The sequence below is a fragment of the Sphingopyxis panaciterrae genome, assembly GCF_011762125.1.
Taxonomy (GTDB): domain Bacteria; phylum Pseudomonadota; class Alphaproteobacteria; order Sphingomonadales; family Sphingomonadaceae; genus Sphingopyxis; species Sphingopyxis panaciterrae.
Genome location: NZ_JAASQN010000002.1, coordinates 869,431 through 892,455, shown reverse-complemented (window position 1 = coordinate 892,455; position 23,025 = coordinate 869,431). Strand labels below are relative to the sequence as shown.

18 protein-coding genes and 1 pseudogene are annotated in these 23,025 nt (G+C 59.8%); 8 read left to right on the top strand and 11 right to left on the bottom strand.

The window, feature by feature from the left end:
• Positions 1-140 precede the first annotated feature (140 nt).
• Positions 141-587 carry a hypothetical protein gene (locus FHR22_RS11645; RefSeq protein WP_166942309.1) on the top strand — a complete coding sequence of 149 codons (447 nt, stop codon included), beginning with the start codon at positions 141-143 and terminating at the stop codon, positions 585-587.
• A gap of 353 nt (positions 588-940) precedes the next feature.
• The gene (locus FHR22_RS11640) at positions 941-1,744 is read left to right on the top strand and encodes an SDR family NAD(P)-dependent oxidoreductase (RefSeq protein WP_166942306.1); all 804 of its coding nucleotides are present in this window, start codon (positions 941-943) and stop codon (positions 1,742-1,744) included.
• Between the two features lie 338 nt (positions 1,745-2,082).
• Here the strand turns inward: FHR22_RS11640 and FHR22_RS11635 are convergent.
• The 9 genes and pseudogenes from FHR22_RS11635 to FHR22_RS11595 all read right to left on the bottom strand — a co-directional run.
• A pseudogene (locus FHR22_RS11635) lies at positions 2,083-2,613 on the bottom strand (nucleotidyltransferase family protein); the annotation flags it as partial.
• A 39-nt stretch (positions 2,614-2,652) separates the two neighbouring features.
• Positions 2,653-3,660 carry an XdhC family protein gene (locus FHR22_RS11630; protein ID WP_166942303.1) on the bottom strand — a complete coding sequence of 336 codons (1,008 nt, stop codon included), beginning with the start codon at positions 3,658-3,660 and terminating at the stop codon, positions 2,653-2,655.
• Between the two features lie 140 nt (positions 3,661-3,800).
• Positions 3,801-4,685: a cupin domain-containing protein gene (locus FHR22_RS11625; protein ID WP_166942300.1), complete on the bottom strand. Its 885-nt coding sequence runs from the start codon at positions 4,683-4,685 to the stop codon at positions 3,801-3,803.
• A gap of 194 nt (positions 4,686-4,879) precedes the next feature.
• Positions 4,880-7,207, bottom strand: a complete 2,328-nt coding sequence (locus FHR22_RS11620; protein WP_208417627.1) for a TonB-dependent receptor — start codon at positions 7,205-7,207, stop codon at positions 4,880-4,882.
• 288 nt (positions 7,208-7,495) lie between these two features.
• Entirely contained in the window at positions 7,496-7,804 is a 309-nt protein-coding gene (locus FHR22_RS11615) for a hypothetical protein (protein ID WP_166942294.1), read from the bottom strand.
• A gap of 47 nt (positions 7,805-7,851) precedes the next feature.
• Positions 7,852-10,047 (bottom strand): xanthine dehydrogenase family protein molybdopterin-binding subunit, encoded by a 2,196-nt coding sequence (locus FHR22_RS11610; protein ID WP_166942291.1) that lies wholly within the window; start codon positions 10,045-10,047, stop codon positions 7,852-7,854.
• Positions 10,048-10,060: 13 nt separating this feature from the next.
• Entirely contained in the window at positions 10,061-10,507 is a 447-nt protein-coding gene (locus tag FHR22_RS11605) for a (2Fe-2S)-binding protein (RefSeq protein ID WP_166942288.1), read from the bottom strand.
• A complete protein-coding gene (locus FHR22_RS11600) occupies positions 10,504-11,328 on the bottom strand; it encodes an alpha/beta fold hydrolase (protein ID WP_166942285.1) in 825 nt (274 codons plus the stop codon). The genes FHR22_RS11605 and FHR22_RS11600 overlap by 4 nt, the downstream gene beginning before the upstream one ends.
• Before the next feature lie 233 nt (positions 11,329-11,561).
• On the bottom strand, positions 11,562-12,533 hold the full coding sequence (locus tag FHR22_RS11595) for a nitronate monooxygenase (protein ID WP_166942283.1): 972 nt from the start codon (positions 12,531-12,533) through the stop codon (positions 11,562-11,564).
• 555 nt (positions 12,534-13,088) lie between these two features.
• Here FHR22_RS11595 and FHR22_RS11590 point away from each other — a divergent pair.
• The 4 genes from FHR22_RS11590 (at position 13,089) to dmpG (ending at position 19,455) form a co-directional block, all read left to right on the top strand.
• Positions 13,089-16,598, top strand: a complete 3,510-nt coding sequence (locus tag FHR22_RS11590) for an indolepyruvate ferredoxin oxidoreductase family protein (RefSeq protein ID WP_243853658.1) — start codon at positions 13,089-13,091, stop codon at positions 16,596-16,598.
• Between the two features lie 81 nt (positions 16,599-16,679).
• Positions 16,680-17,471: a 2-keto-4-pentenoate hydratase gene (locus tag FHR22_RS11585; protein ID WP_243853657.1), complete on the top strand. Its 792-nt coding sequence runs from the start codon at positions 16,680-16,682 to the stop codon at positions 17,469-17,471.
• A gap of 11 nt (positions 17,472-17,482) precedes the next feature.
• Positions 17,483-18,424, top strand: coding sequence for an acetaldehyde dehydrogenase (acetylating) (locus FHR22_RS11580; protein WP_166942277.1), 942 nt, complete (start codon positions 17,483-17,485; stop codon positions 18,422-18,424).
• Positions 18,421-19,455, top strand: a complete 1,035-nt coding sequence (gene dmpG, locus FHR22_RS11575; RefSeq protein WP_166942274.1) for a 4-hydroxy-2-oxovalerate aldolase — start codon at positions 18,421-18,423, stop codon at positions 19,453-19,455. Before FHR22_RS11580 ends, dmpG begins: the two co-directional genes overlap by 4 nt.
• Before the next feature lie 62 nt (positions 19,456-19,517).
• Here the strand turns inward: dmpG and FHR22_RS11570 are convergent, their stop codons facing one another.
• Positions 19,518-20,441, bottom strand: a complete 924-nt coding sequence (locus FHR22_RS11570) for a LysR family transcriptional regulator (protein WP_166942271.1) — start codon at positions 20,439-20,441, stop codon at positions 19,518-19,520.
• A 357-nt stretch (positions 20,442-20,798) separates the two neighbouring features.
• Here FHR22_RS11570 and FHR22_RS11565 point away from each other — a divergent pair, with 357 nt between their 5' ends.
• Both FHR22_RS11565 and FHR22_RS11560 read left to right on the top strand, forming a co-directional pair.
• Positions 20,799-21,551 (top strand): glucose 1-dehydrogenase, encoded by a 753-nt coding sequence (locus FHR22_RS11565; protein WP_166942268.1) that lies wholly within the window; start codon positions 20,799-20,801, stop codon positions 21,549-21,551.
• Between the two features lie 42 nt (positions 21,552-21,593).
• Entirely contained in the window at positions 21,594-22,073 is a 480-nt protein-coding gene (locus FHR22_RS11560; protein ID WP_166942265.1) for a nuclear transport factor 2 family protein, read from the top strand.
• A gap of 463 nt (positions 22,074-22,536) precedes the next feature.
• On the opposite strand, the gene FHR22_RS11555 is transcribed toward FHR22_RS11560, so the two are convergent.
• The gene (locus tag FHR22_RS11555; RefSeq protein ID WP_166942262.1) at positions 22,537-22,968 is read right to left on the bottom strand and encodes an acyl-CoA thioesterase; all 432 of its coding nucleotides are present in this window, start codon (positions 22,966-22,968) and stop codon (positions 22,537-22,539) included.
• Positions 22,969-23,025 lie beyond the last annotated feature (57 nt).

Genomic DNA, 23,025 nt, shown 5'->3' with positions numbered 1-23,025 from the left:
TCGCGTAGCCCCGCCCGCTCATCATAAATAGGCATTATGGAGCGCATCCAAACTCGAGATTTGCCTAGCATGCGGTGACGTGTCTTAAAACGACTGGCGGTCGCGAGTAGCTGCCAGGCCGTTTTGGGGAGGCGTAATCCATGGTCGACGTTGCCGCGAGTAAAGTGCCAGTATCATACTGGATTGTATGCGGACTGGCATTTTTGGTCGATGTATTTGGCGCCTATGACTATGTAATGATACGGATGCAGGATGATGAATATCTCCGCAGTATGCAGGCCCGTATTCCGAGCCTGATCATAGAATGGTATGATAATTACCCTCTGTGGGCGCATATCGCTTGGGCAAGCTTCACCTGGTTCGCTCTTGCCGGATCGGTGCTCTTGCTGGCCCGTTCGCGTTATGCGGTGACGGCATTTCTGATTTCGACTGTCGGCGCGGTGTTGAACGTGGTTTATCATTTAATGACTCCATTGCCGCCGGTGCTCGATCAGCCCGTCATCAAAGCGATGCCCTATCTGATCGTGGCGATCATGCTGTCGCAATTCTTATATGCCCGAGCAGTCGCGGACAAAGTTTTACGTTAGATTTCGTGGACAACGCCGACTGGGTGAGTCCGGCTTGATTCAGGGATGCTTTTTGGGAGGCACGCTTGGGCGAGCGGATCGGTGTTCGGATGAGAAATGGGCGCTGATCGTGGCTGCCGACCCGCGGGCGATACCGGCCCTATTTTGAAGGTATGATGTGGATTGCCTGGACGCTCACAATGGCGTCACCTGCCCAATGAATATGGGGAGCGGGACAGCGTATCCCGGCGCTAACGGCGCTTCGCTGCCGAATGTACTGAATGAATTCAAGATCCGTATCGATTGGGAGAATTTCTGGGCGACCAGACGCCAAGCCCGATCGCCTATTATCAACTGGTATGAGGAATTCATCCATGACTTATCTGGCAGGTCGTTCGGCGTTGGTCAGCGGCGGGCTGCGCGGAATCGGGGCTGCGGTCGTCGATCGCTTTGTCGCAGAAGGCGCGTCCGTGTTTGTTCTCGATCTTCAACAGGCATCAAGCCCAGCCGTAGAAGATCTTTTAAGTAAATATGGAGGGGCGGTTCGTTATTGCCAACTCGATGTGACCCAAGAGGATGGTTGGTATGAGGTTGCGAATATTTTGCAAAAGGAAGCAGGGGGCTTGGATGTGTTCGTCAGCAATGCAGGCATCGATGGCGGCGGGAATGTTGAAAGCTTGACCTCTGAGTATTTTCGTAAAGTGATGGATGTCAACGTGGCAGGCATGCTGTTTGGCGTAAAAGCTTTAAAAAACCTTCTGGAATCCCGTGGCCGGGAAGCCACTGGAGAGTCCAGCATAATTATGGTGTCCTCGGTGATGAGCCAAATCGGACTTGCGGATGCGGCGCTATATTCAGCCAGTAAGGGCGCCGTCCGTGCGATGAGCCGAGCGCTGGCGATGGAATTTGCTTCAGCGAAGATCCCGATCAGGGTGAATACGGTATTTCCAGGATGCGTGGATACGCCGCTTCTTATGGACACGCTGGCCACAATTGCGGATTCGGGCAAAGCGGGAGGCCTTGATGACATCATCAACGCGCTTGTCGGCGCCGTACCGTTGGGACGGTTGGCGCAGGCGCGAGAAATAGCGAACGCCATTCTTTTTCTCGCAAGCAGTGAGAGTAGTTACATCACTGGCGCTGAGATTGTCGTGGACGGTGGATGGACGGCCCAATAAGGTGGATAACGTCGCTGCCAACTTGGTCTGCAAATGTGAAGCCGTTTGCCGACGCAGCATGTCGTTCGTGAGTCCCGCCCAGTTTCTCGGTGCCGGCGTCGGTCCGGCCATCGCTTCGGCGGGTGTGCATGCCAACGATGTCCGGGGTGCGCTTTAAATCGCGGCGCTTATGCTGGCAGCTTCCTTGGGGGTGCATGGCAATCGCGGTCGTCGGGCGTTCGCCTTTAACAACTCCGGAGCGCAAAACGAAAACGCCGTCGTCACCGTCCGAATGACCCATATTCTTATTCTGGCCGAATTGGCGGAACAGTTCAGTTCGCCCCTAGTCCTTGCCCATATCAGCTGGCGGCGCGGTGATCGTCGAGGGTGTCGATGTCAAAGGTGCTGCCGGCGTCGTCGGTGGCGATCTCTTCTACGCCGCTCATGTCCTGCAAAAGTTCGCGAGCAACTCTGTCGCCGGACAACGCCCGTACCGCCGGAAAAAGCGCGCTGGAGATCCCGACAGGATGCGCGGGCCGTCCCTGGCAGACCGGACCGGCCGCCCGCGCCCCTTCCGCCAGGGCAGCAAGGACGCGGCGGGCGAGTTGCGCGGGCACGTCGCCCAAGAAAACCATCGCGCCTGTCGCGTCCGACGGCAGCGCCGCAATGCCGCAACCGAGCGAAGCCGATAGACCCTGCGACCAATCAGCGCAGTGGGCAAAGGCAAGGCGCGGGTCGATCGTATCGCGCAGCGCCGCCCGGACGGCTTCCGCCTCCGCACCCAGGACTACGCGGACCGCTTCAACCCGTAGGGCCAGCGCCGTGTCGACGGCCCATGCGATGAGCGGTCGCCCTCGGAACTCGGTCGATAGCTTCCCGCCGCCAAAACGCCGCGCAGCCCCCCTGCCAGAACTATGGCATGAACTCCGTTAGGCAACGGTCGTCTCATGCACCGCGGCCTCTATCAATAGGGGCCGGCAAGCGTCGGCCTTCCTGTAGCTTGCGATTATTTCTGCGGCGACGGCCACAGCTACTTCCCAGGGAGACTTCGCCGCGATTGGCAGTCCGATCGGCGCGCGCAGGCGGCCAATCTCATCGTCATCCAGCCCCGATCTGCGCAGGCGTTCAAGTAGTTCGGGTACGCGGCGACGCGATCCGAGCAGGCCGACGTATCCGGCGTCGGAGCGCAGCGCCTGCACGAGCACCCTTTCGTCGGCGTCGATTTCGTGCGTCGCGACGGCGATGGCCGTCCAGCGATCGGGAACCATGTCGGTGAGGGGCAAAGGCACTGTCTCCGGGCGATATGGCATGTCGAACGCAGGCGAGGGCGCCGGACCTGATGGCGCGTGCAGCGATGTCTGCCATCCGACGATCCGGCCCAGCCTCGCGATCGCCAGGGCGAACGGATCGGTGCCGACTACCGCCAGCCGCTGATACGGCGCATAGAGCCTTGCGAATTCAGAACGTCCCACTTGTGCCGGATCATGCGGGATGCACCGGCGGAAGCGGCCGTCGCTTTCCCAACGGGCCAGCCTGCGCGTGTTCGTCAGCTGCCGCAGATCGGCCAGTGCGCCGTCGTCCGGCTGTACGCGCTCGACGAGCAACTCCACCCGTCCGCCGCAGGGCAGGCGCATGTCTATGAAAGGGCTGCCGCGCCCATAGACCAAGGTGCGCGGCGTCCCGTCGGCCATGACTTGCCGGGCATGAAGCACGACGTCGGGCTCGATACAGCCGCCCGACAGGTAACCCCACGAATGGTCGGCGGTGACCACCATCTGCGCCCCGACCGGCCGCGGCCCCCCATCCGCGGCGATGATCGTGGCCAGGGCAAAAGTCTGGCCCGCGTCCAGGGCACCGAACATGTGCGGGCGCATATCGTCGTCGAGCCCGGTTTCGAGCCAGTCAGTCATCGATCTGACATCGAGCGCGAGGCGCATCACCGGCGAACTTGTCGTTCCAAATGCCTTTTTTCCTCGGGTTCGAGCGCCAAGGGCATCGTCCGTCGGCCCGCAGCCCCAAGCGCCACCGCAGCGCGCGGTCATCCGGGTGGCGCGTTGGAAGCATCTTCAAATCACGGTCACTTGGCCAGTTCGGAGCGGGTGTCGATGATCCGGAGAAGGACCACTTGTTCGTTGTTCGGGGCGAGAAGCGACCGTGTACCGCCACCATCGACCGAGAGCGCGTCGAATGACTGTAGGTCAAACGTCTCTCCATCAACGGTCAGCTGGCAGGATCCCCCCCTGACGGGAACGAACACTTCCGTAGCGGCTGTCGGCTCGACATCGAGAGAACCGTTCACGAAGACGAACTGGGCGGTTACATGGTGAGGAGTCGAGATGCCTGCATCGGCTTGGTCCGTTGCGATTAGCGGTACGATGCCGCCCTCATCCGGAGCCTTGGATGCGAGGTCGGAGATGCGAGCTATATAAGACTGAATACCATCTTCATCGACGGAGTCACCCCAGCCCGAACCGTATTTCGCATATTTTTCGGCGCCGCCCTCTTCATCGATGAGCGCTTGTGAAATCACGATCCCGTCGTCGGGGTCGCGCAAGGTGGTGTCGAATATCGCCAGCAGCATGCCGGGCTGCTCGCGGTTAGAGTGGAATTTCCGCATCACCTTCGGCGGTACGGAAAACATGTCGAGCGGCCCCAAGTCGACATAATGCTCCGCATGATTGCCCCAGAAGAAGCGATAGCCGCCTTGCAGGACCATGAATATCTCGGAATAGTCATGCGAGTGAAGCGGCGGCTCCGTCGCAGCGCCGGAGACGAGATAGTCCAAATGGAACTTGTGCGTGCCTCGTAGCGCTGCCTTCGGATGCTGACCGAGAACATGACTGATCGATCGCCGCCGCGCTGGCTCCATTACATCCGGATAAGCCTCAGTGTCCTCCTGAAGATCCGCATGACGGACGTGCCGCAATTGAACGGGGAGGTTCGATAGGGTCGTCTGATTCATATTCCTGTTACTCCTTAATTGAGGGCTTTGGCAGGGAGCGAGCCTCTGGCGTCGACCCGCCGTTGCCATCGCGTTTCAGCCGGTGAGACACTGTTTCAAACGTGCTCGCTGCATTGAGAATTTGGGCGTGCACAATCCCCTGCTCGGGGAACCAATGCCAAATGGACGGAGCAGTGAGCCGATCAAGCATCACGTCAGAACTTGTAGCCAATCGTGAGATCGAGGGTGAAGGGCGGCTCAATATAGGCGTTGGTCACTCCACCGGTGAGTGGCGTCCCCGTAAAGCCGCTTGTGGCGACCACCTTGTTCGTGATGTTCTTTGCGGCAAGGCTCGCATACAACCCGTCCACCACCGAACTCTTGTGCGAGAGGGTTAGGTTGTACCGCGTCCGCGACGGTGCCGAAGCAGCCACGTCGGTGTTGAACGCCGAGAAATACACCTTGCTTGTATAGATGACTTCTCCCCCGAGCGTGAACTCGCCCAGATTTGAGTCGATCGTGTAAGCCGCCCCCAACCTGCCGGAGAATTTCGGCGAGAGCGGCAGTCTGTTGCCTTTGAGATTGAAGGCGGCCTGACCATAGTTGTCGATCGATACGCCATCCCCCAACGGGCGCAGCGAATCTGCGGATATGAAGTCCGTGAACTCGGAATGGAGATATGATCCGCTCAGGTCGAACTGCAGGGCAGGGATTGGCTTGGCAGTGATTTCCGCCTCTATGCCGTAGATCTTTGCCGCCGCAGCATTTTCAAGAACGGCACTTGCGACGACGGTCTTGTAAAGTTGCAGTTCTTTATAGTCGTAGTAGAAACCCGACAGATTCGTACGCAACCGCCCGTCCGCGAAGGTCGACTTCATGCCGGTCTCGTAATCCGTGATCTTCTCAGGGTTTACGGCTCCTGCCGGCACACCAAAATTATATGTTCCTGATTTGAAGCCGCGGGAAACAGAGGCATAGAGCAAAGTGTTCGGCGTAGCCTGGAATTCTAAACCGATCTTGGGCGAGAAGTTCTTAAATGTCTTTGCAGGATCGCAGTCGCTTGGGTCAGCGAAGCCGATCGTCATGAGGCCTTTGCCGCACTGGATGCTGAGATTGGCCTCGTCCGGCACCGTTTCCAGGCGGCTCGGATCGAACGGCGTGAAGAGATCAAAGGCGCCACGATTGATCGCGGTCTTTCGCTCGATGCTGTACCTTGCGCCAACGGTGGCACTAAGCTGGTCGCTGACCCGATAGGTCAACTGCCCGAACGCAGCGAAGGCCCGGGTGTCGAGGTTCGATCCAGCGAAATAACCCTGGGCGAGATATTCCTGCGCGATCGGAACGCCGAAGGCTATCGGAAGATAGATGTTGCTCGCCGGTATCGCGACGCCGCCGTGCAGCTTCTCCTGAAAGTAATAGCCGCCGATGATGAGGTCGTAGTTGTCGGTCTGACGCGAGAACTGGAGCTCCTGGCTGAATTGCTGCGCGTGCTCGTATAGCGTGAGCGGGGAGAGCAGTGCGGCAGACGTTTGGTCGAGCTCGCCTCGGCCGGACGTGTCTGTTTTCCGGTAGGCGGTGATCGCCTTGATGTCGAACTCGTCAAACTCGTAACTGGTGTGGGCCGACAGGCCCCAGAAGCGATTGCGACGGATGGGATCGGCTTCCGAGGAAATATCGCGCAGCCTCGTCGGTACTGCGCCACCGAGGAGCGTGGCGCCTAACGGAGCAGCGTTGTTGGGCGCGGTACCGGCGAAGTGGGGTGCCTGAGCATCGTCCGCGCGCGAATAATCCGCCGTCAGCTTGATCTCGAAGCGATCGCTCGGCCGAAACAGAAGCTTGGCGCGGACCGCCCGTTCATTATTGTCGTCGATGTCGTTGCCGGTGAACTGGTTGGTGCCCCAACCGCTGCGCTCATCGGCCTTTGCGGCAATGCGGAACAGAATCTTGTCGGAGTTCGCGAGCAGCGGTCCGCCGGCGGCGGCTTCGAAACCAAAATGGTCGTACTTGCCTGCCACCAGCTGCGCAAAGCCTTGAAAGGTTGTGGTTGGATCGGCCGTGATCACATTGACCGAGCCGCCAGTCGCATTTCGTCCGTAGAGCGTGCCCTGCGCACCGCGCAGAACCTCAACCCGCTGGACATCGAAGAAGCTCCCGAGGATGCCGGTCGTCCGTTGGAAATATACGCCATCGAAATGGGTGGCGATCGGGCTTTCCGAGCCAATGTTGTTCACCAGGAAGCCGATGCCGCGTAGCGTCACGTTGGCGGCGCCGTAAGACTGCGACATCTGCAGATTCGGCACGCTGGCGGCGAGGGTATTGATATTCGAAATACCCCCCATCCGCATGGCGTCGCCAGATACCGCCGTGATCGCCAGTGGCGTCTTCTGAACGGACTCTTCGCGCTTCTGCGCCGTTACAATGATCTCCTGAATAGCGTCAGGTCCTGCCTGCGCGGGCTGGTCGTCACTTACTTGCGCGAACGCTGGAGCACCTGCAAGCATAGTGGAAGTGGTTAGCAGAAATATCTTTGATAGTGATCTCATGAGATCGTCTCTCCCCTATCGCCGGATTGATAAATCCGGTCGTTTTAATTGAAATCAACTTGGTAGCTGATCTGGTTAGATTAGTGATCAGGCGGTCGCCAATGTGCGGCGACGCGGACAATATATGCCAAGCGGGATAATTGGTCGCAATCCGACGACTCAAATAGGGTTATTGATTCAAGCAATGATACTTGGCCACGAGCGAACGAGCGTCCGGACATACAAACGAAAAAAGGAGACTGACTTATGTAGGTCAGTCTCCCTCTGGTTTCACAGTGGCGGGAAAGCTCAGGCGAAATGGGCCGGATCGAAAAGCGCCGCCAGCCCGACGAATGGCGCGAGTTGCTGAAGGCTGGTGACTTTCAGAAGGCCGCTACGGACGAAGGGAAAGGCGTTAACCATGCCACTAACTTCCGCCACGGTGTCAGCCTCGAAAATCAGGATAACCCCGATCCGATCCGTCTGGAAATTAATGTCCCGAAGAGTTCCTTCGCTCCAGTATTTCCATACCAGCTTCTCTTCAGCTATGTTGTCGGGGGTTTGGAACTCTTCGACAGATGCGCCTTCGCGCGCGTCCAGTTGGACGAAAACCTTCATCTTGTACTCCTTGGGTTACAGGCGTTGGATGTCCGCCGATCCGATCCTCAGGCGAAATGCTTGCTGACCGGCAACGAGCGAATGCGCTTTCCCGTCAGCGCAAAAATCGATGCGGTCAGCGCGGGGGCGATCGCGGGCACGCCAATTTCCCCGGCGGCTCCCGGTATCTGATCGCCCGCTATCAGGAAGACGTCGACAGGGGGTACCTCAGCCAGCATGATCGCGGGATAATCATGAAAATTCGACTGCTCGACCTGCCCATCCTTGATGGTAATTTCACCCTTTAGCGCCGCGGTCAGCGCGAAAAGGGCTGCCCCCTGAATTTGCGCAATCACATTGGCGGGATTGACCGAAAAGCCATGGTCGACGGCGACGACGATCCGATCCACTTTTGGTTTTCCGTCCACGAGCGAGGTGTCTACGACGGTGGCGACGCGGCAGAGCCACCGCTCCTCGGTGTAACAGGCAAAGCCGAGTGCGTGCCCCTCGCGTGCAGCGCCCCAGCCTGCCTCCTTCGCGGCCTTGTTGACCACGGCCAGAAGGCGCTTGTCGCCAGCCAGCCACGGGCGGCGCATGGCGATCGGGTCCAGCTTGGCTGCCACCGCGAGCTCGTCAATCAGCGATTCCAGAAAGAAGATGTTGGGCGGCACGGCGATCCCGCGCCACGGTCCATGCCTTACGGCGCTGGTCGTCGGCGCTACCTCGAATAGTGCGTTCGCGGCCGGATAGGTCTTGGTGTTGAGGGCGTCAATCAGCATGAAATCGACGCCCTTTTGCACAAGATAGGGACGCTGGTCACTCCAAGGGCCACGCCCGGCCACGCGCATGCGGAGGGCGGAGAGGTTGTCCTTTGCGTCCAGAGCCGCCTCAGCCCTGATCGCGGTGAACGGGCGGTATTGATCGTGCTGTATATCCTCCTCGCGCGACCAGATTAGCTTGATCGGGACCGCCGCCCGCTGCGCGATCTTTACGGCCTGCTCTACATAATCGAGGTCGCCACGCCGCCCAAAGCCTCCCCCGGCATAGGTGACCGTGAGATGGACCTTTTCCTCGGGCAAGCCGGCTGCGGAGGCTGCGGCGCGCCGCTGGACCGTTGGCCCCTGTGCGCCGGTCCAGATTGACAGCCCATCCGCCGTAAATTCGGCGACCACGGACATTGGTTCCATCGTCGCATGGGCGAGATGAGGGACATCATAGTCCTGCGCGACCTTGGTCTTGGCGGCCGCGAACGCAGCGGCGGCATCGCCTTTGACTTCGAACGGCAACGCGCCTGGACCATCGAGCGCAGCCTTGAGTTTTGCCAGTTCGGTCGCCGTACTGGCCTGCGCATTGGGAGCGTCCGACCACTGGATGTCCATCTCCTCCAGCGCGGTATTCGCCGTCCACCAGCTGTCGGCGACGACCGCGGCAAAATTATCGATCAGATAGACGTGTTTGACGCCCTTTCGCGCCCTGGCCTTAGCTTCGTCCGCGCGCACCGGCTTCGAGCCAACGACGGGTGCATGCCGGATGGCCGCATACAGCATCCCGGGCCGCACCACGTCGACGGCGAAGATGGCGCTGCCGTCAACCTTGGATGGGATGTCGAGGCGCTTCTGCGGACGCCCGATCAGTTTCCATTCCGCTGGATCGCGCAACGCGGGCTTGGCGGGGACGGGCAATTCAGCCGCAGCCGGAGCGATCGCTGCAAACATTATTGATCGTCCGGAGCCGACATGCTTCACCGCAGCATCGGCTGTACTGCATTCGGCTGGATTCACTTGCCATTTCTGGGCCGCCGCAAGCGTCAACATCTCGCGCATCTGCGCTGCGGCTGTTCGAACTGGCATGAAGAAACCGGCGGTTACCGTACTGCCGCCCGTCACCTGCTCTCCCGCATAGAGCTGTCCTGGCTGACCCAGCAGCATGTTGCGATATTCGGGAAGACCGGTCGCTAACTCGAAGCGGGTCTTGTTCCAATCGGCCCCTAGTTCGTCGCAAGCGATCATCGCCAGCGTTGACGACGTGCCCTGCCCAATCTCGGCGGCGGGAGAGAGGAAGGAGATTGAATTGTCCGCGTGCAGCCGGAGGAAGGCGTTGGACGCGACCGTCTCGGCCAAGACATCGGGTGACGACGAACCGGATGTGCAACCCTCCAGCGAAATTGCGATCTGGAGCAGGACGACGGAACCTGCGACCGCACCGCTCCGGCGCAGGAATTGACGTCGGTCCAGCTTGTGCGCACGCGTCTGGCCTTGGGTCATTGAGCGCACTCCATTAAGCGGTGGCGGCTGCTTTGATCGCCGCGCGGATGCGGTGATAGGTGCCGCAACGACAGATGTTGGTGATGGCGGCATCGATGTCCGCGTCCGATGGATCCGTATTGGTCGCAAGAAACCCAGCCGCAGCCATCAACATGCCGCTCTGGCAATAGCCGCATTGCGGCACCGCATGCTCAATCCAGGCTTGCTGCAACTTATGCGAGCGATCGTTTGACAGACCCTCAACCGTCAGGACAGACTTACCCTCGACTTCACTTACCGGCACCGAACAGGAGCGTTGGGCGTCGCCATCGACATGCACTGTACATGCGCCGCATAAACCCTTGCCGCAGCCAAACTTCGTCCCAGTGAGGCCGGCGTTTTCACGGATCGCCCACAAAAGCGGCTTCTCTGGATCAACATCGACGCTAACGGGTTCTCCATTCAGTCGGAATGATATCATCTCTCACTCCCAACGAGCGCCGCCTCGGCCTTTGCGATTGCGGTGTAAAAGTCACGCAGAATTGCCGTGTATCTTTCTGGCTTAAGCACGGCGGGGTAATGTTCGCCGCCCTCGATCTTGTGCCGCGCACTACGGCTATACCGCGCGGCGATCTCATTCTGCATAGTTGGATCGATCAACGGGTCGTCGTCGCACTCAATTAAGGCAACTCGTTCCGCGGAAATGTCTATCACGGGCGCCACATCGCTGAACCTTAACCCGCGTAGCCGAGATTGCAGCCCTTCTCCTGACTGAACCGGTCCCACCAATTCTCCAATAATTTCAGATAGTTGCGTATGCTCTGCGCTCTGGCCGGCCTTAGCCTGAGCGCCGCGATTAACCATGGTCACAAGGTCGGCGCCGCTCATGGCCAAGGCCATATCGAGGAAGTTCTGTTTAGCTTGGCTGTCGATGAAGCTGTTAGCGAGCACGGCGCCGGCCACATATTGAGGAAAAAGCGCACCGAAAAATTGAAGCCACAGGCCGCCAAACGAACTACCCGAAAAAACTGCGCGGGAAATCCCAAGTTCATCGAGGAACGTGCGGAAACCATTCGCCAGCGATTGGCAATCGCTAACCTCTGGGTAAGTGACGGCGATGATTCTGATATCTTGGCCGAGCGTAAGCATTTGATTGAAATAAATGTCGCCGGTGCCTTGAGCGCCGGGCAGCAACACTAGCGGAAACCCTTCTTCTTTGGTTTCCACGAATGACCAAACTTCGCCATCGACCAAAAGCGACCGATGCACAAAGCGCGTTCTAACCTTATCAAGAATGCTCAATTTCTACGCCTTCGCCTCATCCTCAAACGTCTTTTCTCGCGTTCTTTGGCCACTCTAACTGATCACCGGGCAGCGGCTATATCGGACCAGTAATCCGATCATTGATCCGGGAAATGACACAACGACAAATGGCCTAAAGCCAAGTTCACGGACGTGGGCCACCATCGAAGCAATGCTTGAGCTGCCAAGGGGAGGTGATCTCGATGTCGGCGCGGACATACGGATTTGGGACTTTAGAGCAATTCGGCAAGGCGCCCCCGGACGATATCATCTGCCTCGACCATGATACGCTCGATCAATGCAGCTACCGTAGGGATGTCGTCGATCAGCCCTGCCACCATGCCGCAACTCCATGCGCCGGCCTCCATCTCGCCGTCGATCATCACACGCGGATAGACGCCGCCGACGTAGTTGCGGATGTCATCGATGGTCACGGCCGATCCTTTTGCTCGCTCGACATCCAGCAGTTGCTCCACCGCTCGATTATTGAGGACGCGCTCGGTGTTGCGCAGCGGTCGCATCACGAGCCTGGTGTCCAGTTCGCTCGCCTGCACTATTGCGCGTTTGACATTGTCGTGGACCGGTGCGTCATGCGTTGCGACGAAACGCGTTCCCATGTTGATGCCGTCGGCGCCGAGCGCCAGAGCGGCGACCAGACTCCGCCCGTCAGCCATGCCGCCGGATGCGATGAACGGGATGCGCAATGCGTCGGCGGCACGGGGCAGCAGAATCATGTTGGGGATATCGTCTTCACCGGGATGGCCCCCGCATTCGAAACCATCAATGCTCACCGCCGCACATCCCAAGCGCTCGGCCGTAAGGGCGTGCCGGACTGAGGTGCATTTGTGGAGGACTTTGATACCTGCCGCGTCGAGCATCGGCATATAGGGCGCCGGGCTGCGTCCAGCGGTCTCGACGATCCGGACCCCGCCTTCTATGATCGCCTGAATATACTCGGCATAGGGCGGTGGATTTAGCGACGGGAGAAATGAGACGTTTACGCCGAAAGGCGCGTCAGTCATTCCCCGACAGCGCTCAATCTCATGCAAAAGAGCTTCGGGCGTGCGCTGGGTGAGTCCGGTGATGATGCCGAGACCGCCTGCATTGGAAACCGCCGAAGCAAGTTCTGCGAATCCCACGAAGTGCATGCCGCCCTGAACGATCGGATGGGCTATGCCAAACAGGTCGGTGATTCTGGTCCGCACTTGTTATTCTCCCAAGAAGCAAATGATGGAATGGCCACTGTGGCATCGGCGTCGCGTGCAAGCGCGACCCGCGCGGCGTCGGCGCCCGAACGTGATCGCAGGGCCATTCAAGATGCTGATAGGCGCTCAGGCACGTGGCACCATCATCACTATGATCAATGACGAAATTGCGCGAGCAGAATGGCATCATAGGCCCAGGCTGCTCTAAAGAATGATGGGATTGAGGTAAGGGAGTGAATGAAATTCATATCAAACTCCACCAATAACGCGATGATTCCCAATATGCGCCTTTGCGCGAAGTAATCGCGCCATATCAAGATCGGCCGGAATCTGGACGACTTGGGTAAATCGTCGCTGTCGACCTGCCACAATCGCGGCGCCCCGCCAGGATCGGTGAAATACCGTCATTGTCTGCACGCCAATATTTTGGCTTCACCGACCTCTGGTAGCGGATACGGGACGGCAACTCCGCCGCCTCTTGCGACGACGGCGTGCGACGCGGCTGAAGCGACTGGAAAGAAATTCGAACGGCACTGCGGTGCCAATGCCTGCTGAATGACAATGACGATGAAGGGCCCGGAAATGATGCTGCACGATTTGGCTCTCGAGGATCGATATCGGTTCGACGGCAAGCCATTCTATCTCAGCGGCACGCAATCACTCGTGCGGCTCTTCCAGCTCGAACAGCGTCGGCGGGCCGAGCAAGGTTTGAATACCGCAGTTTATATTACCGGTTATCGGGGGTCGCCGCTGGGTACGCTGGATCAGACTTTCGCCCGCGCGAGTAAGCTTGTCGATCCGGCCATCAGCCTGCAACCTGCGGTCAATGAGGATATGGCGGCCACCGCAGTCTGGGGCACGCAGCAGGTCGGAACCTATGGCGAAGGACGTGTCGATGGCGTCTCCGCCGCATGGTATGGCAAAGGCCCGGGTGTAGATCGTACCGGCGACGTATTCAAACACGGCAACCTTGCCGGATCCGCCCGGAACGGCGGCGTTCTCGTCATCGCGGGCGACGATCATATCTGCAAATCCTCGACGACCGCCCATCAGTCGGAATATGCGCTGATGGCCGCGATGATCCCCGTGCTGGCGCCTTCGAGCATCTCGGAACAGATGGAGTTGGGGCTAATCGGCTGGGAAATGTCCCGCTACACCGGGTTGTGGGTCGGATTGAAGGTCGTAACCGAGATCATGGACAGTAGCGAGAGCGTGTCCCACGATCCAAGGATCGATGTCTCGACCCCGACGGATTTCGAAATGCCCGCCGATGGGGTCTCGTTGCGCTCGCCTGACACTGCGCTCGCGCAGGACGAGCGGTTGCACAGGTTCAAGATTCCGGCAGCGCTTGCCTTTGCGCGCGCAAACCGGCTCGATCATGTCGTCTTCGGAGCAGGCGACGCACGCATCGGGATCGTTACGGTAGGCAAGGCGCATGCTGACACGTTGCAGGCGCTTGCGGATCTCGGCATCGGGGAACGACAGGCAGCCGCATTAGGTCTGCGCCTCTACAAGGTTGCGATGCCTTGGCCGCTCGAGCCTGAGGGCATCAGAGAATTCGCGACCGGGCTGGAGCAAATCATCGTCGTCGAGGAGAAGCGCGGACTGGTGGAGGACCAGCTCCGCAAGCATCTTTACAGTTTGCCGAACGCGCCTGTCATCGTTGGAAAATGCGACGAGAAGGGGCAATGGCTATTCCCTTCAAATGGGGAACTAGGTTCCGGCCTTATCGCGGCCCGGCTGGGAAAACGCCTCCTCGCACGCGGAGGCGACGCGGAATTGGCGGCGCGGGTCGCGCGCCTGGTGGACAATGGCGCGGCGCTGAGCGGCTTGGCGAGCCTGGCTGAGCGCCCACCGCATTTCTGTTCCGGCTGTCCGCACAACAGCTCGACCAACGTTCCCGAGGGCAGCCGCGCGTTCGCCGGCATCGGCTGTCACGGCTTGGTGCTGCCGATGGAGCGCAATACCTCCAGCTACACACATATGGGTGGCGAGGGCGCGAACTGGGTCGGTCTGTCGCGCTATTCGACGAGCGATCACGTCTTCCAAAATCTCGGTGACGGCACCTATTTCCATTCCGGCTCGCTGGCCATTCGCGCGGCGATCGCGGCCGGCGTCAACATCACCTATAAGATTCTGTTCAACGACGCCGTGGCCATGACGGGTGGACAGGCGATGGATGGCGAGCTGACGGTCGATCGTGTCGCCGCGCAGGTCGCGGCAGAGGGCGCGGCGCGCGTCGTGATCGTGTCTGACGACCCCGACCAGTATCCCGCTGGCTTGTTCGGCAAACAGGTGGCCATCCATCCGCGTGCGGAACTCGATCAGGTTCAACGTCAGTTGCGCGACATCGCGGGCGTCACCGTTCTCATCTACCACCAAACCTGCGCGACCGAGCTGCGGCGCCTGCGTAAGCGGGGGAAAGTGCCCGACCCGCAAGTGGCCGTGTTGATCAACGACCTGGTCTGCGAAGGGTGCGGCGATTGCTCGCGCGCTTCCAATTGCCTGTCGGTCGTCCCGGTCGAGACTGAATTCGGCCGCAAGCGTAGCGTCGACCTATCGACCTGCAACAAGGATCGATCGTGCCTCGATGGTTTCTGCCCGAGTTTCGTGACCGTCGAAGGGGGCAAGCTGCGTAAGCCGACGCCCGCCCTGACGGGCGGAGAGGCCATACCCGACCCGGTGCCGGCCATCGACGGCGAAAAATGCTCGCTGGTGGTAACGGGCATAGGCGGAACCGGCGTCGTAACGATCGGCGCAATCATCGGCATGGCCGCCCATCTGGATGGGATGGCCGTGCGCGTCATGGACATGACCGGCCTGGCGCAAAAGGGGGGCGCCGTGGTCAGCCACATCCAGCTCGCCCCCAATGCTGACGACATACGCGCGTCCAAAATCAGTGCGGGCGCCGCGGACCTTCTCCTGGTCTGCGACCTGGTGGTCGGTGCCTTGCCGGACAATCTCGGTCGCATCTCGCGCGGCACCGGCCGCGTGATCGCCAACGGTCGGGAAAGCATCACCGGCGCCTTCACCCGTGACCCCGACGTTCGCTTGCCGACATCGGCATTGCGCAAGGCGCTGAAATCGATGGTGGGAGATGAACGGGTTGATCTCTTCGACGCAACCGATCTCGCGACCCGCCTGGTGGGTGACGCCGTGGGCACGAACCTCTTCCTGGTGGGATTTGCATGGCAGAGAGGTTTGCTGCCCCTTTCCTTCGAAGCTCTCGATGGCGCTATCGCTCTGAACGGGGTAGCAGTGCCGCTCAACCGTCAGGCGTTCGAATGGGGGCGGCGGGCTGCGCTCGATCTTCCTGCTGTACGGGCTATGGCGCAGGGCGATCAGCCGCCGCACCACATCCTCTCATCTTCGCTCGACGAAGAAGTGGCCCGCCGGGTCGCGTTCCTGACGGATTATCAGGATGCCGCCTATGCGCGACGCTATGCCGACGTTGTGGAGCGCGCGCGCGCGGCGGAGGCGGCCGTCCTTCCAGACAGCGACAAGTTCGCCCGGGCAGTCGCTCGATCGCTCTTTCGGCTGATGGCCTATAAGGACGAATATGAGGTGGCGCGGCTGCACACTCAATCGGGCTTCCGCCAGTCTATCGAGGAGCGCTTCGAAGGGCCGTTCAAGCTCAGCTTCCATATGGCGCCGCCACTATTTGCCCGTCGCGACCCCGTGACCGGCCACCCGCGCAAGTCGCGGTTTGGCGGGTGGATGTATCCGGCGCTGGCATTGCTCGCACGCGGACGCTTTTTGCGTGGCACGATGTTTGATGTGTTCGGCTACACAAAGGAACGCAGGCTGGAGCGTCAGCTGGCCGACGATTTCCGCGCGCTGGTACTGGACACGCTTCTACCTGCCCTGAACTCTCAGAATATTTCCGATGCGGCCAAGGTTGCCGAAGCGGCGCAAGCCATTCGCGGCTTTGGGCATGTGAAGCTGAACAGTGTTGCGGTGGCGCGGCAAAGGCAGGTGGACGCCCTCTCCTCATTCCGCGCGGCAGAGCGCCCGTCGGGCGCATCGCACCGTTCGCCCGTAATGGCTTCAAGTGGAATGGCTTGAGAGTGAACAAGCCTGCTTTTCCATCTTTATTGTCGAGGTCTATCTATGTCCGAACCTACAACCCCGCACAATTCTGAATCCTTGGACGCGCGGCACGCGCGGCTCGCGGCGGCGCTGCGCGCGGCGGATGTCAATCGCACGCCGATCCGGCCGCTTCGCGACAGTGCTGCGGAGCTTGGGGTTTCGACGACGCAGGAAGGTGCCTATGCCGTCCAGCGGCAGGTGCGCGAACTGCGTACCGCGGCCGGTGACCGGGTAATCGGCCGCAAGATCGGCCTGACTGCGGCCACGGTACAGCGGCAGCTGGGCGTGGACCAGCCCGACTATGGTACGTTGTGGGCTTCAACGGCCTATGGCGATGGCGCGACGGTCTCGATTTCGAGTTTGATCCACCCGAAAATCGAGGCGGAAGTCGCACTCGTTCTAGAGCATGATCTGCACGACCCCGACCTCATGCTCGTAGACATCATCAAGGCAACGGCCTTCGTGCTACCGGCGCTCGAAATCGTTGATAGCCGCATCATCGACTGGGACATCCAGCTGTTCGATACGGTCGCTGATAATGCGTCGGCTGCGGGCTTTGTATTGGGTGCCGATCCAAAGCGTCTCGACCAGGTCGATCTGCGGGATGCGACGATGGCGATGACCGAAGATGGCCGGACCGTTTCGCAGGGCCTTGGCAGCGATTGCATGGGTCATCCGCTTAACGCCGCCACTTGGTTGGCGAGGCAATGCTGTGCTTACGGCGACCCGCTCAACGCGGGGGATATCATATTGACCGGCGCGGTCGGTCCAATGGTCACGGTGAGGCAGGGTGCTCGTTACGAAGCCCATATAAGCGGTCTCGGGCGTGTTGCAGCCGAATTCTCATAGGAGCTTGAGGGATGACTAAGGTGAAGGCGGCGATCATCGGATCGGGCAATATCGGCACCGATTTGATGATCAAGATGATCAAATATCCGCAGAATATGGAGCTAACGGCGGTGGTCGGCATCGATGCTGCTTCCGAGGGACTGGCGATGGCTCGGGAACGCGGGGTCGCCACCACGCATGAAGGGTTGGATGGACTGCGCGCCCTGCCCGACTATGCCGAGATCGGCATCGTGTTCGACGCGACCTCCGCTTACGCCCACAAGGCACACGACGAGGCGCTGCGCGCCGACGGCAAGCTCGTGGTCGACCTGACCCCTGCGGCGATTGGTCCCTTCACGATTCCGCCCGTGAACATGGAACGGAATCTCGAAGCGACGAACGTGAACATGGTGACGTGCGGCGGCCAGGCGACCATCCCGATGGTCGCCGCGGTAAGCCAGGTCGCGAAGGTCCATTATGCCGAGATCGTGGCTTCCGTGTCATCGCGATCGGCCGGCCCCGGTACGCGCGCCAATATCGACGAATTCACCCGCACCACCGCGCGCGCGATCGAACAGGTCGGCGGCGCGGAAAAGGGCAAGGCGATCATCATCCTCAACCCCGCCGAGCCGCCGATGATCATGCGCGACACGGTATTCACCCTTTCGGAGGGTGCCGACGAGGAGATGATCCGGGCGTCCGTGAAGGCGATGGTCGCGAAGGTGCAGGCCTATGTGCCCGGCTACCGGCTCAAGCAGGAAGTTCAGTTCGAGCGTTACGGCGACAACGACCAGCTCAAGATCCCCGGCCGCGGCGAGTTCACCGGTATCAAGACCTCGATCTTCCTCGAGGTGGAAGGGGCGGGAGACTATCTGCCGAGCTATTCGGGCAATCTCGACATCATGACGGCCGCCGCGAAGGCGACCGGCGAGCTGCTCGCGCAGAGAATTATCGACCGGAGGGCCGCAGCATGAGCTTCGATGTGAATAGCCAGAAGCTCTACATCCAGGACGTGACGCTGCGCGACGGCATGCACGCGATCCGCCACATGTACGGGCTCGATCATGTCGCGGCGATCGCCAGGGCGCTCGATGCCGCGGGTGTCGACGCAATCGAGGTCGCGCATGGCGACGGCCTGTCGGGGACGAGCTTCAACTACGGCTTCGGCGCGCATACCGACTGGGAGTGGCTGGAAGCGGTTGCCGAGGTGCTGACGAAAGCGGTGCTGACGACGCTGATCCTGCCGGGGCTCGGTACGGTCGAGGAACTGCGCCGCGCCTATGATCTCGGTGTCCGCTCGGTTCGCGTCGCGACGCACTGTACCGAGGCCGATGTTTCCAAGCAGCATATCGGCATCGCCCGCGATCTGGGCATGGACGTGTCCGGCTTCCTGATGATGAGCCACATGATCGAGGCCGAGGCGCTGGCCCAGCAGGCGCTGCTGATGGAGAGTTACGGCGCGCACTGCGTCTACGTCACCGACAGCGGCGGCGCGCTCGACATGGACGGCGTGCGCGAGCGGTTCCGCGCCTATGACCGGGTGCTCAAGCCAGAAACGCAGCGCGGCATGCACGCGCACCACAATTTGTCGCTGGGCGTGGCGAACTCCATCGTGGCGGCACAGGAGGGGGCGGTGCGCATCGACGCGAGCCTGGCTGGCATGGGAGCGGGCGCCGGTAATGCACCCTTGGAGGTGTTTGTCGCCGCTGTCGATCGCAAGGGCTGGAACCATGGTTGCGACGTGATGAAGCTGATGGATGCCGCCGAGGACCTCGTTCGTCCGCTCCAGGACCGGCCGGTACGAGTGGACCGTGAGACCCTGGCACTCGGTTACGCCGGCGTCTACTCCTCCTTCCTGCGCCATGCCGAGAAAGCCGCAGCCGACTACGGCCTCGACACCAGAGCCATCCTCGTCGAGCTCGGCCGCCGCAAGATGGTCGGCGGGCAGGAGGACATGATCATAGACGTGGCCCTGGATATGCTGAAAGAGCGGGAGTCTGCGTGATCATTGGCATGGCGTCAGGCATTCGGTGAAAAATTCATCGCGCCTGACGCTGGGTACTTACCCTAAAGGAGGCGGCCTGCCTCACGCACCAAATCTCTGAACCACATGTGCGCCGCGTCCGCATTGGTACGGCCATGCCAGACCATCGTGACGTTGATTTCGGCTATCGGAAATGGAAGCGGCAAAACTCTCACCCCGTGCTGTTGGGAAGCTATTTTTGCGAAATTTGTAGGAATGGTTGCAATCATGTCCGAGTTTGCAACAATATAGGGAAGCACGAGAAAATTCGGCACGTTCAACCCGATGGTGCGCTTCTCTCCGCGGCCTCGAAGTGCTTCATCTACTTTCAAGTCGATTGAGGATATGGTGCTGTTGATCGAGCCGAACATCGCGTGACGTAAAGCGAGATAATCCTCGATACTCAGCTCATCGCCGATGGTAGGATGATCTGTACGCACTATACAACTCAAATTATCGCTGAAAACTGTCGATCCATATAGATCGCCATAGTCGAAGGTCGGCCAATATCCGATGGCAATGTCAAAGATACCTTCCTCCAGCCAGCGCCGCACGCTTCCGGGATTGGGTTGATCGATGCTGATCGCGACATGGGGGGCGGTATCCCGCAACCGGGATACGACCTTGGTCACCAAGGTTGAGGCGACATAGTCCGATGCGACCAATTCAAACGATGCATGATCGGTTGCCGGATTGAAGGTCGATTTGCTTGCGATGATCGAATCAAGACTCGTCAACACATGACTGATACGTCGCGCCAGGGTGATCGCCCTCGCAGTCGGTTCCATGCCGTGCGACGTCCTGACAAGGATGGGGTCCCCGAATAGGGTGCGAAGTCGGGCAAGCGCATTGCTCATGCCCGATTGGGTCATGTTCATTCGCTCGGCCGCTCGGGTGACGTGCCGTTCCGCGACAAGCACTTCCAAGCACGCTAACAAATGGGGGTCGATGTTTCTGGCGCTCGGCATGTCCCTGATGCGTTCTTTTTATTGTGCCAATCATTCCCACAGAAATGGTTGCATTGCAATTGCGCGGTCGGGTTGGGCCGTTTGAGCTGAGACATTCGAGTTACGGCCCAGGGCTGCAAGGCCCGGTTTCCCGCTCTTATCATTTGTCGGATCAATAACGGCATTGATCTCCAAGCGTTGCCGTTTTTCCCATCGCCCGGCTAAGCCAAAGGTAGAACACCGTCGTCACTGATTGGTGGGAACATCGTTCTTCGTAACGAGGTGAAGCCTCGGAAGGGGGTGAAGCATTGGACGCCGGAAAGTCTGGAGATTCTAAACGGATCCCGACGCTCAGAAAAAGCTGAATGGAGAGGTAGTATGACAAAATCACTCGATGGCAAGGTTGCAATTATTACGGGTGCGGCCTCCGGTATTGGGGAAGCGGCAGCTATCCTCTTTGCGAAGCGTGGTGCGCGAACGGTCGTGGCCGACCTCGACGAAGAGAAGGGCGAAGCAGTTGTCGAGGTTATCCGCCAAGCGGGCGGCGACGCATTCTTCCACAAGGTGGACATTACGGAAAGCGACCAGGTCCGCAGCCTCATTGCGGCGACAGTTGAGCGTTACGGAAGGCTGGACTGCGCTTACAATAATGCGGGATATGGTGGTCCCGCAGCCGAAATAGCCGACACCGAGGAGGAGGAGTTCGACCGGATCTCCGCAGTCAACTTCAAGGGGCCTTGGCTCTGTATGAAGTATGAGATCGAGTACATGCTCCAGAATGGCGGTGGCGCGATCGTGAATACCGCTTCGGGAGCCGGGTTGATCAGCATGCCGCCGCTTGCGATTTATTCAGCGGCGAAGGCGGCGACCATCCACATGACGCGTGTTGCAGGGTTGACCTATGCCAAACGCGGCATTCGCGTGAATTGCGTTTGTCCCGGCACGGTCAACACGCCCGCGATCCACGCAATGGGCATCCCGGACGTCGAGAATTTCTTCGCTCAGGACGTGCCCATGGGCAGGTTGGGCACGCCCGAGGAGATAGCCAATGGCGCGCTATGGCTGTGCTCGGACGAGGCGCGTTATGTGACGGGTGTCGTCCTGCCAGTCGATGGCGGAAGAGTCGCCTAAACAAGTCTGCAACTCCACTTTGTAAAATAAGGAAAAGCCATCATGGATACCCGTGAACAGAATAAAGAGGTTATCGAGAAATTCTTCGGTTACCTCCAAAGCCCGCTGCCGTCGGGCCAGGATCTTTCGGACATGAAAAACATGTTCAGCGATGACGCAGTTTGGGAAATGCCCTTCATGCCTGCGCCGCTAGAGAAGGCAATCCCTGGCCGTGTACTCATTGGCCACTTTATCGACTGGTTCTTTGCAGCTGTTCCCGACATGCGGATATTCGACCGGGTCGTCCACCCGACCCTCGACCCGAACTTCTTCGTCATTGAGTTCAAGGCCAGTGCAACGGTGACCATGACCGGCAAGCCGTATAACCAGACTTACGTTCTTAATTTGCAGATCAGGGACGGCAAGCTGTCCCGGCTGCGCGAGCATTTTGACGCGATGGTGGTGTGGGAAGCTTTCGGCGGGTACGACGGCCTTCTTGAAGGTGGAGCGAAGATACAGGAAGCGGCGTCGGCGTCGGTTTGAAGACATAGCTACGTGTTAGAAAATCCCGGGCCTGATTTGGAAGCTCTTCAAGCGTAGCAATAGCTTGCAGTTCGCCGGGTGACCGGGCGGATGGAGGCGATGTGGCTCATGCTGGTGAAGAAGTCAGGGATGTTCCCGTCTTTGGCGAGGCGGGCCGCCGAGCTCTTGAAGATCTGTTCTCGGAGAATTGGAAGCCCTCCGCCGTGTTGGAGCGCTTGACGATCTCGATCGTCGAGCACCCCGATCCGGCGAGGGCGTCCTTGAGCATGTCGGCGATCCGGTCCGGTGTGTACGGGCCTATGTCAGTGGTTTGTGAATCCCGCGGCGGAACTCGTGCGAAAGTGCATGACGCGCGAACGTGATCGGCTGCAAATCGTTGGAACTCCAGGCGAGAAGACGACGAACGCAGGGTGCGCGGGACCAGCCTGATCATGAGCCGATCAGCCAGTGCACAGAGATTTTCCTACATCAGTTGCGCGAGCAGGGATCGCCATCGCTCATCGAGCTTTGCTGGCCGGCGGTTGGTCCGGTCGACATAGACATGGGTGAAATGTCCCTGTGCCGATGCGCTTTCCGCCCCCTCGACGAAAACCCCGAGATGATAGGTCACGCTCGAATTTCCCATCTTCGCGACGCGCAGTCCGATTTCCACCCGTTCGGGAAAACTGACCGGGCTTGCGTAGGCGCAGCCGGTGTCGACAACCAGACCGATAAGATCCTCGCCGTCGACTTCGAGCAAGCCAGCCTCCATCAGCCATCCGCACACGGCCGTGTCGAGCCAGATATAGTAGATCGTATTGTTGACATGTCCAAAGACGTCATTGTCGAACCACCGCGTCAGGACGGGTGTCCAGTGGCGATAGTCCGATCGCGGACGGAAGGGCTCGCGGGGCATTGGGAATCTCCAGATATATTGGTTCGGGTAGGGGAGGCGTGGGAAAGGGGGACCGCT

Bases quoted from the DNA above. Each gene is read 5' to 3' on its own strand.
- FHR22_RS11645 (WP_166942309.1), top strand. From the start codon at position 141: ATGGTCGACGTTGCCGCGAGTAAAGTGCCAGTATCATACTGGATTGTA.
- FHR22_RS11640 (WP_166942306.1), top strand. From the start codon at position 941: ATGACTTATCTGGCAGGTCGTTCGGCGTTGGTCAGCGGCGGGCTGCGC.
- FHR22_RS11630 (WP_166942303.1), bottom strand. From the start codon at position 3,660: ATGCGCCTCGCGCTCGATGTCAGATCGATGACTGACTGGCTCGAAACC.
- FHR22_RS11625 (WP_166942300.1), bottom strand. From the start codon at position 4,685: ATGAATCAGACGACCCTATCGAACCTCCCCGTTCAATTGCGGCACGTC.
- FHR22_RS11620 (WP_208417627.1), bottom strand. From the start codon at position 7,207: ATGAGATCACTATCAAAGATATTTCTGCTAACCACTTCCACTATGCTT.
- FHR22_RS11615 (WP_166942294.1), bottom strand. From the start codon at position 7,804: ATGAAGGTTTTCGTCCAACTGGACGCGCGCGAAGGCGCATCTGTCGAA.
- FHR22_RS11610 (WP_166942291.1), bottom strand. From the start codon at position 10,047: ATGACCCAAGGCCAGACGCGTGCGCACAAGCTGGACCGACGTCAATTC.
- FHR22_RS11605 (WP_166942288.1), bottom strand. From the start codon at position 10,507: ATGATATCATTCCGACTGAATGGAGAACCCGTTAGCGTCGATGTTGAT.
- FHR22_RS11590 (WP_243853658.1), top strand. From the start codon at position 13,089: ATGACAATGACGATGAAGGGCCCGGAAATGATGCTGCACGATTTGGCT.
- FHR22_RS11580 (WP_166942277.1), top strand. From the start codon at position 17,483: ATGACTAAGGTGAAGGCGGCGATCATCGGATCGGGCAATATCGGCACC.
- dmpG (WP_166942274.1), top strand. From the start codon at position 18,421: ATGAGCTTCGATGTGAATAGCCAGAAGCTCTACATCCAGGACGTGACG.
- FHR22_RS11570 (WP_166942271.1), bottom strand. From the start codon at position 20,441: ATGCCGAGCGCCAGAAACATCGACCCCCATTTGTTAGCGTGCTTGGAA.
- FHR22_RS11565 (WP_166942268.1), top strand. From the start codon at position 20,799: ATGACAAAATCACTCGATGGCAAGGTTGCAATTATTACGGGTGCGGCC.
- FHR22_RS11560 (WP_166942265.1), top strand. From the start codon at position 21,594: ATGGATACCCGTGAACAGAATAAAGAGGTTATCGAGAAATTCTTCGGT.
- FHR22_RS11555 (WP_166942262.1), bottom strand. From the start codon at position 22,968: ATGCCCCGCGAGCCCTTCCGTCCGCGATCGGACTATCGCCACTGGACA.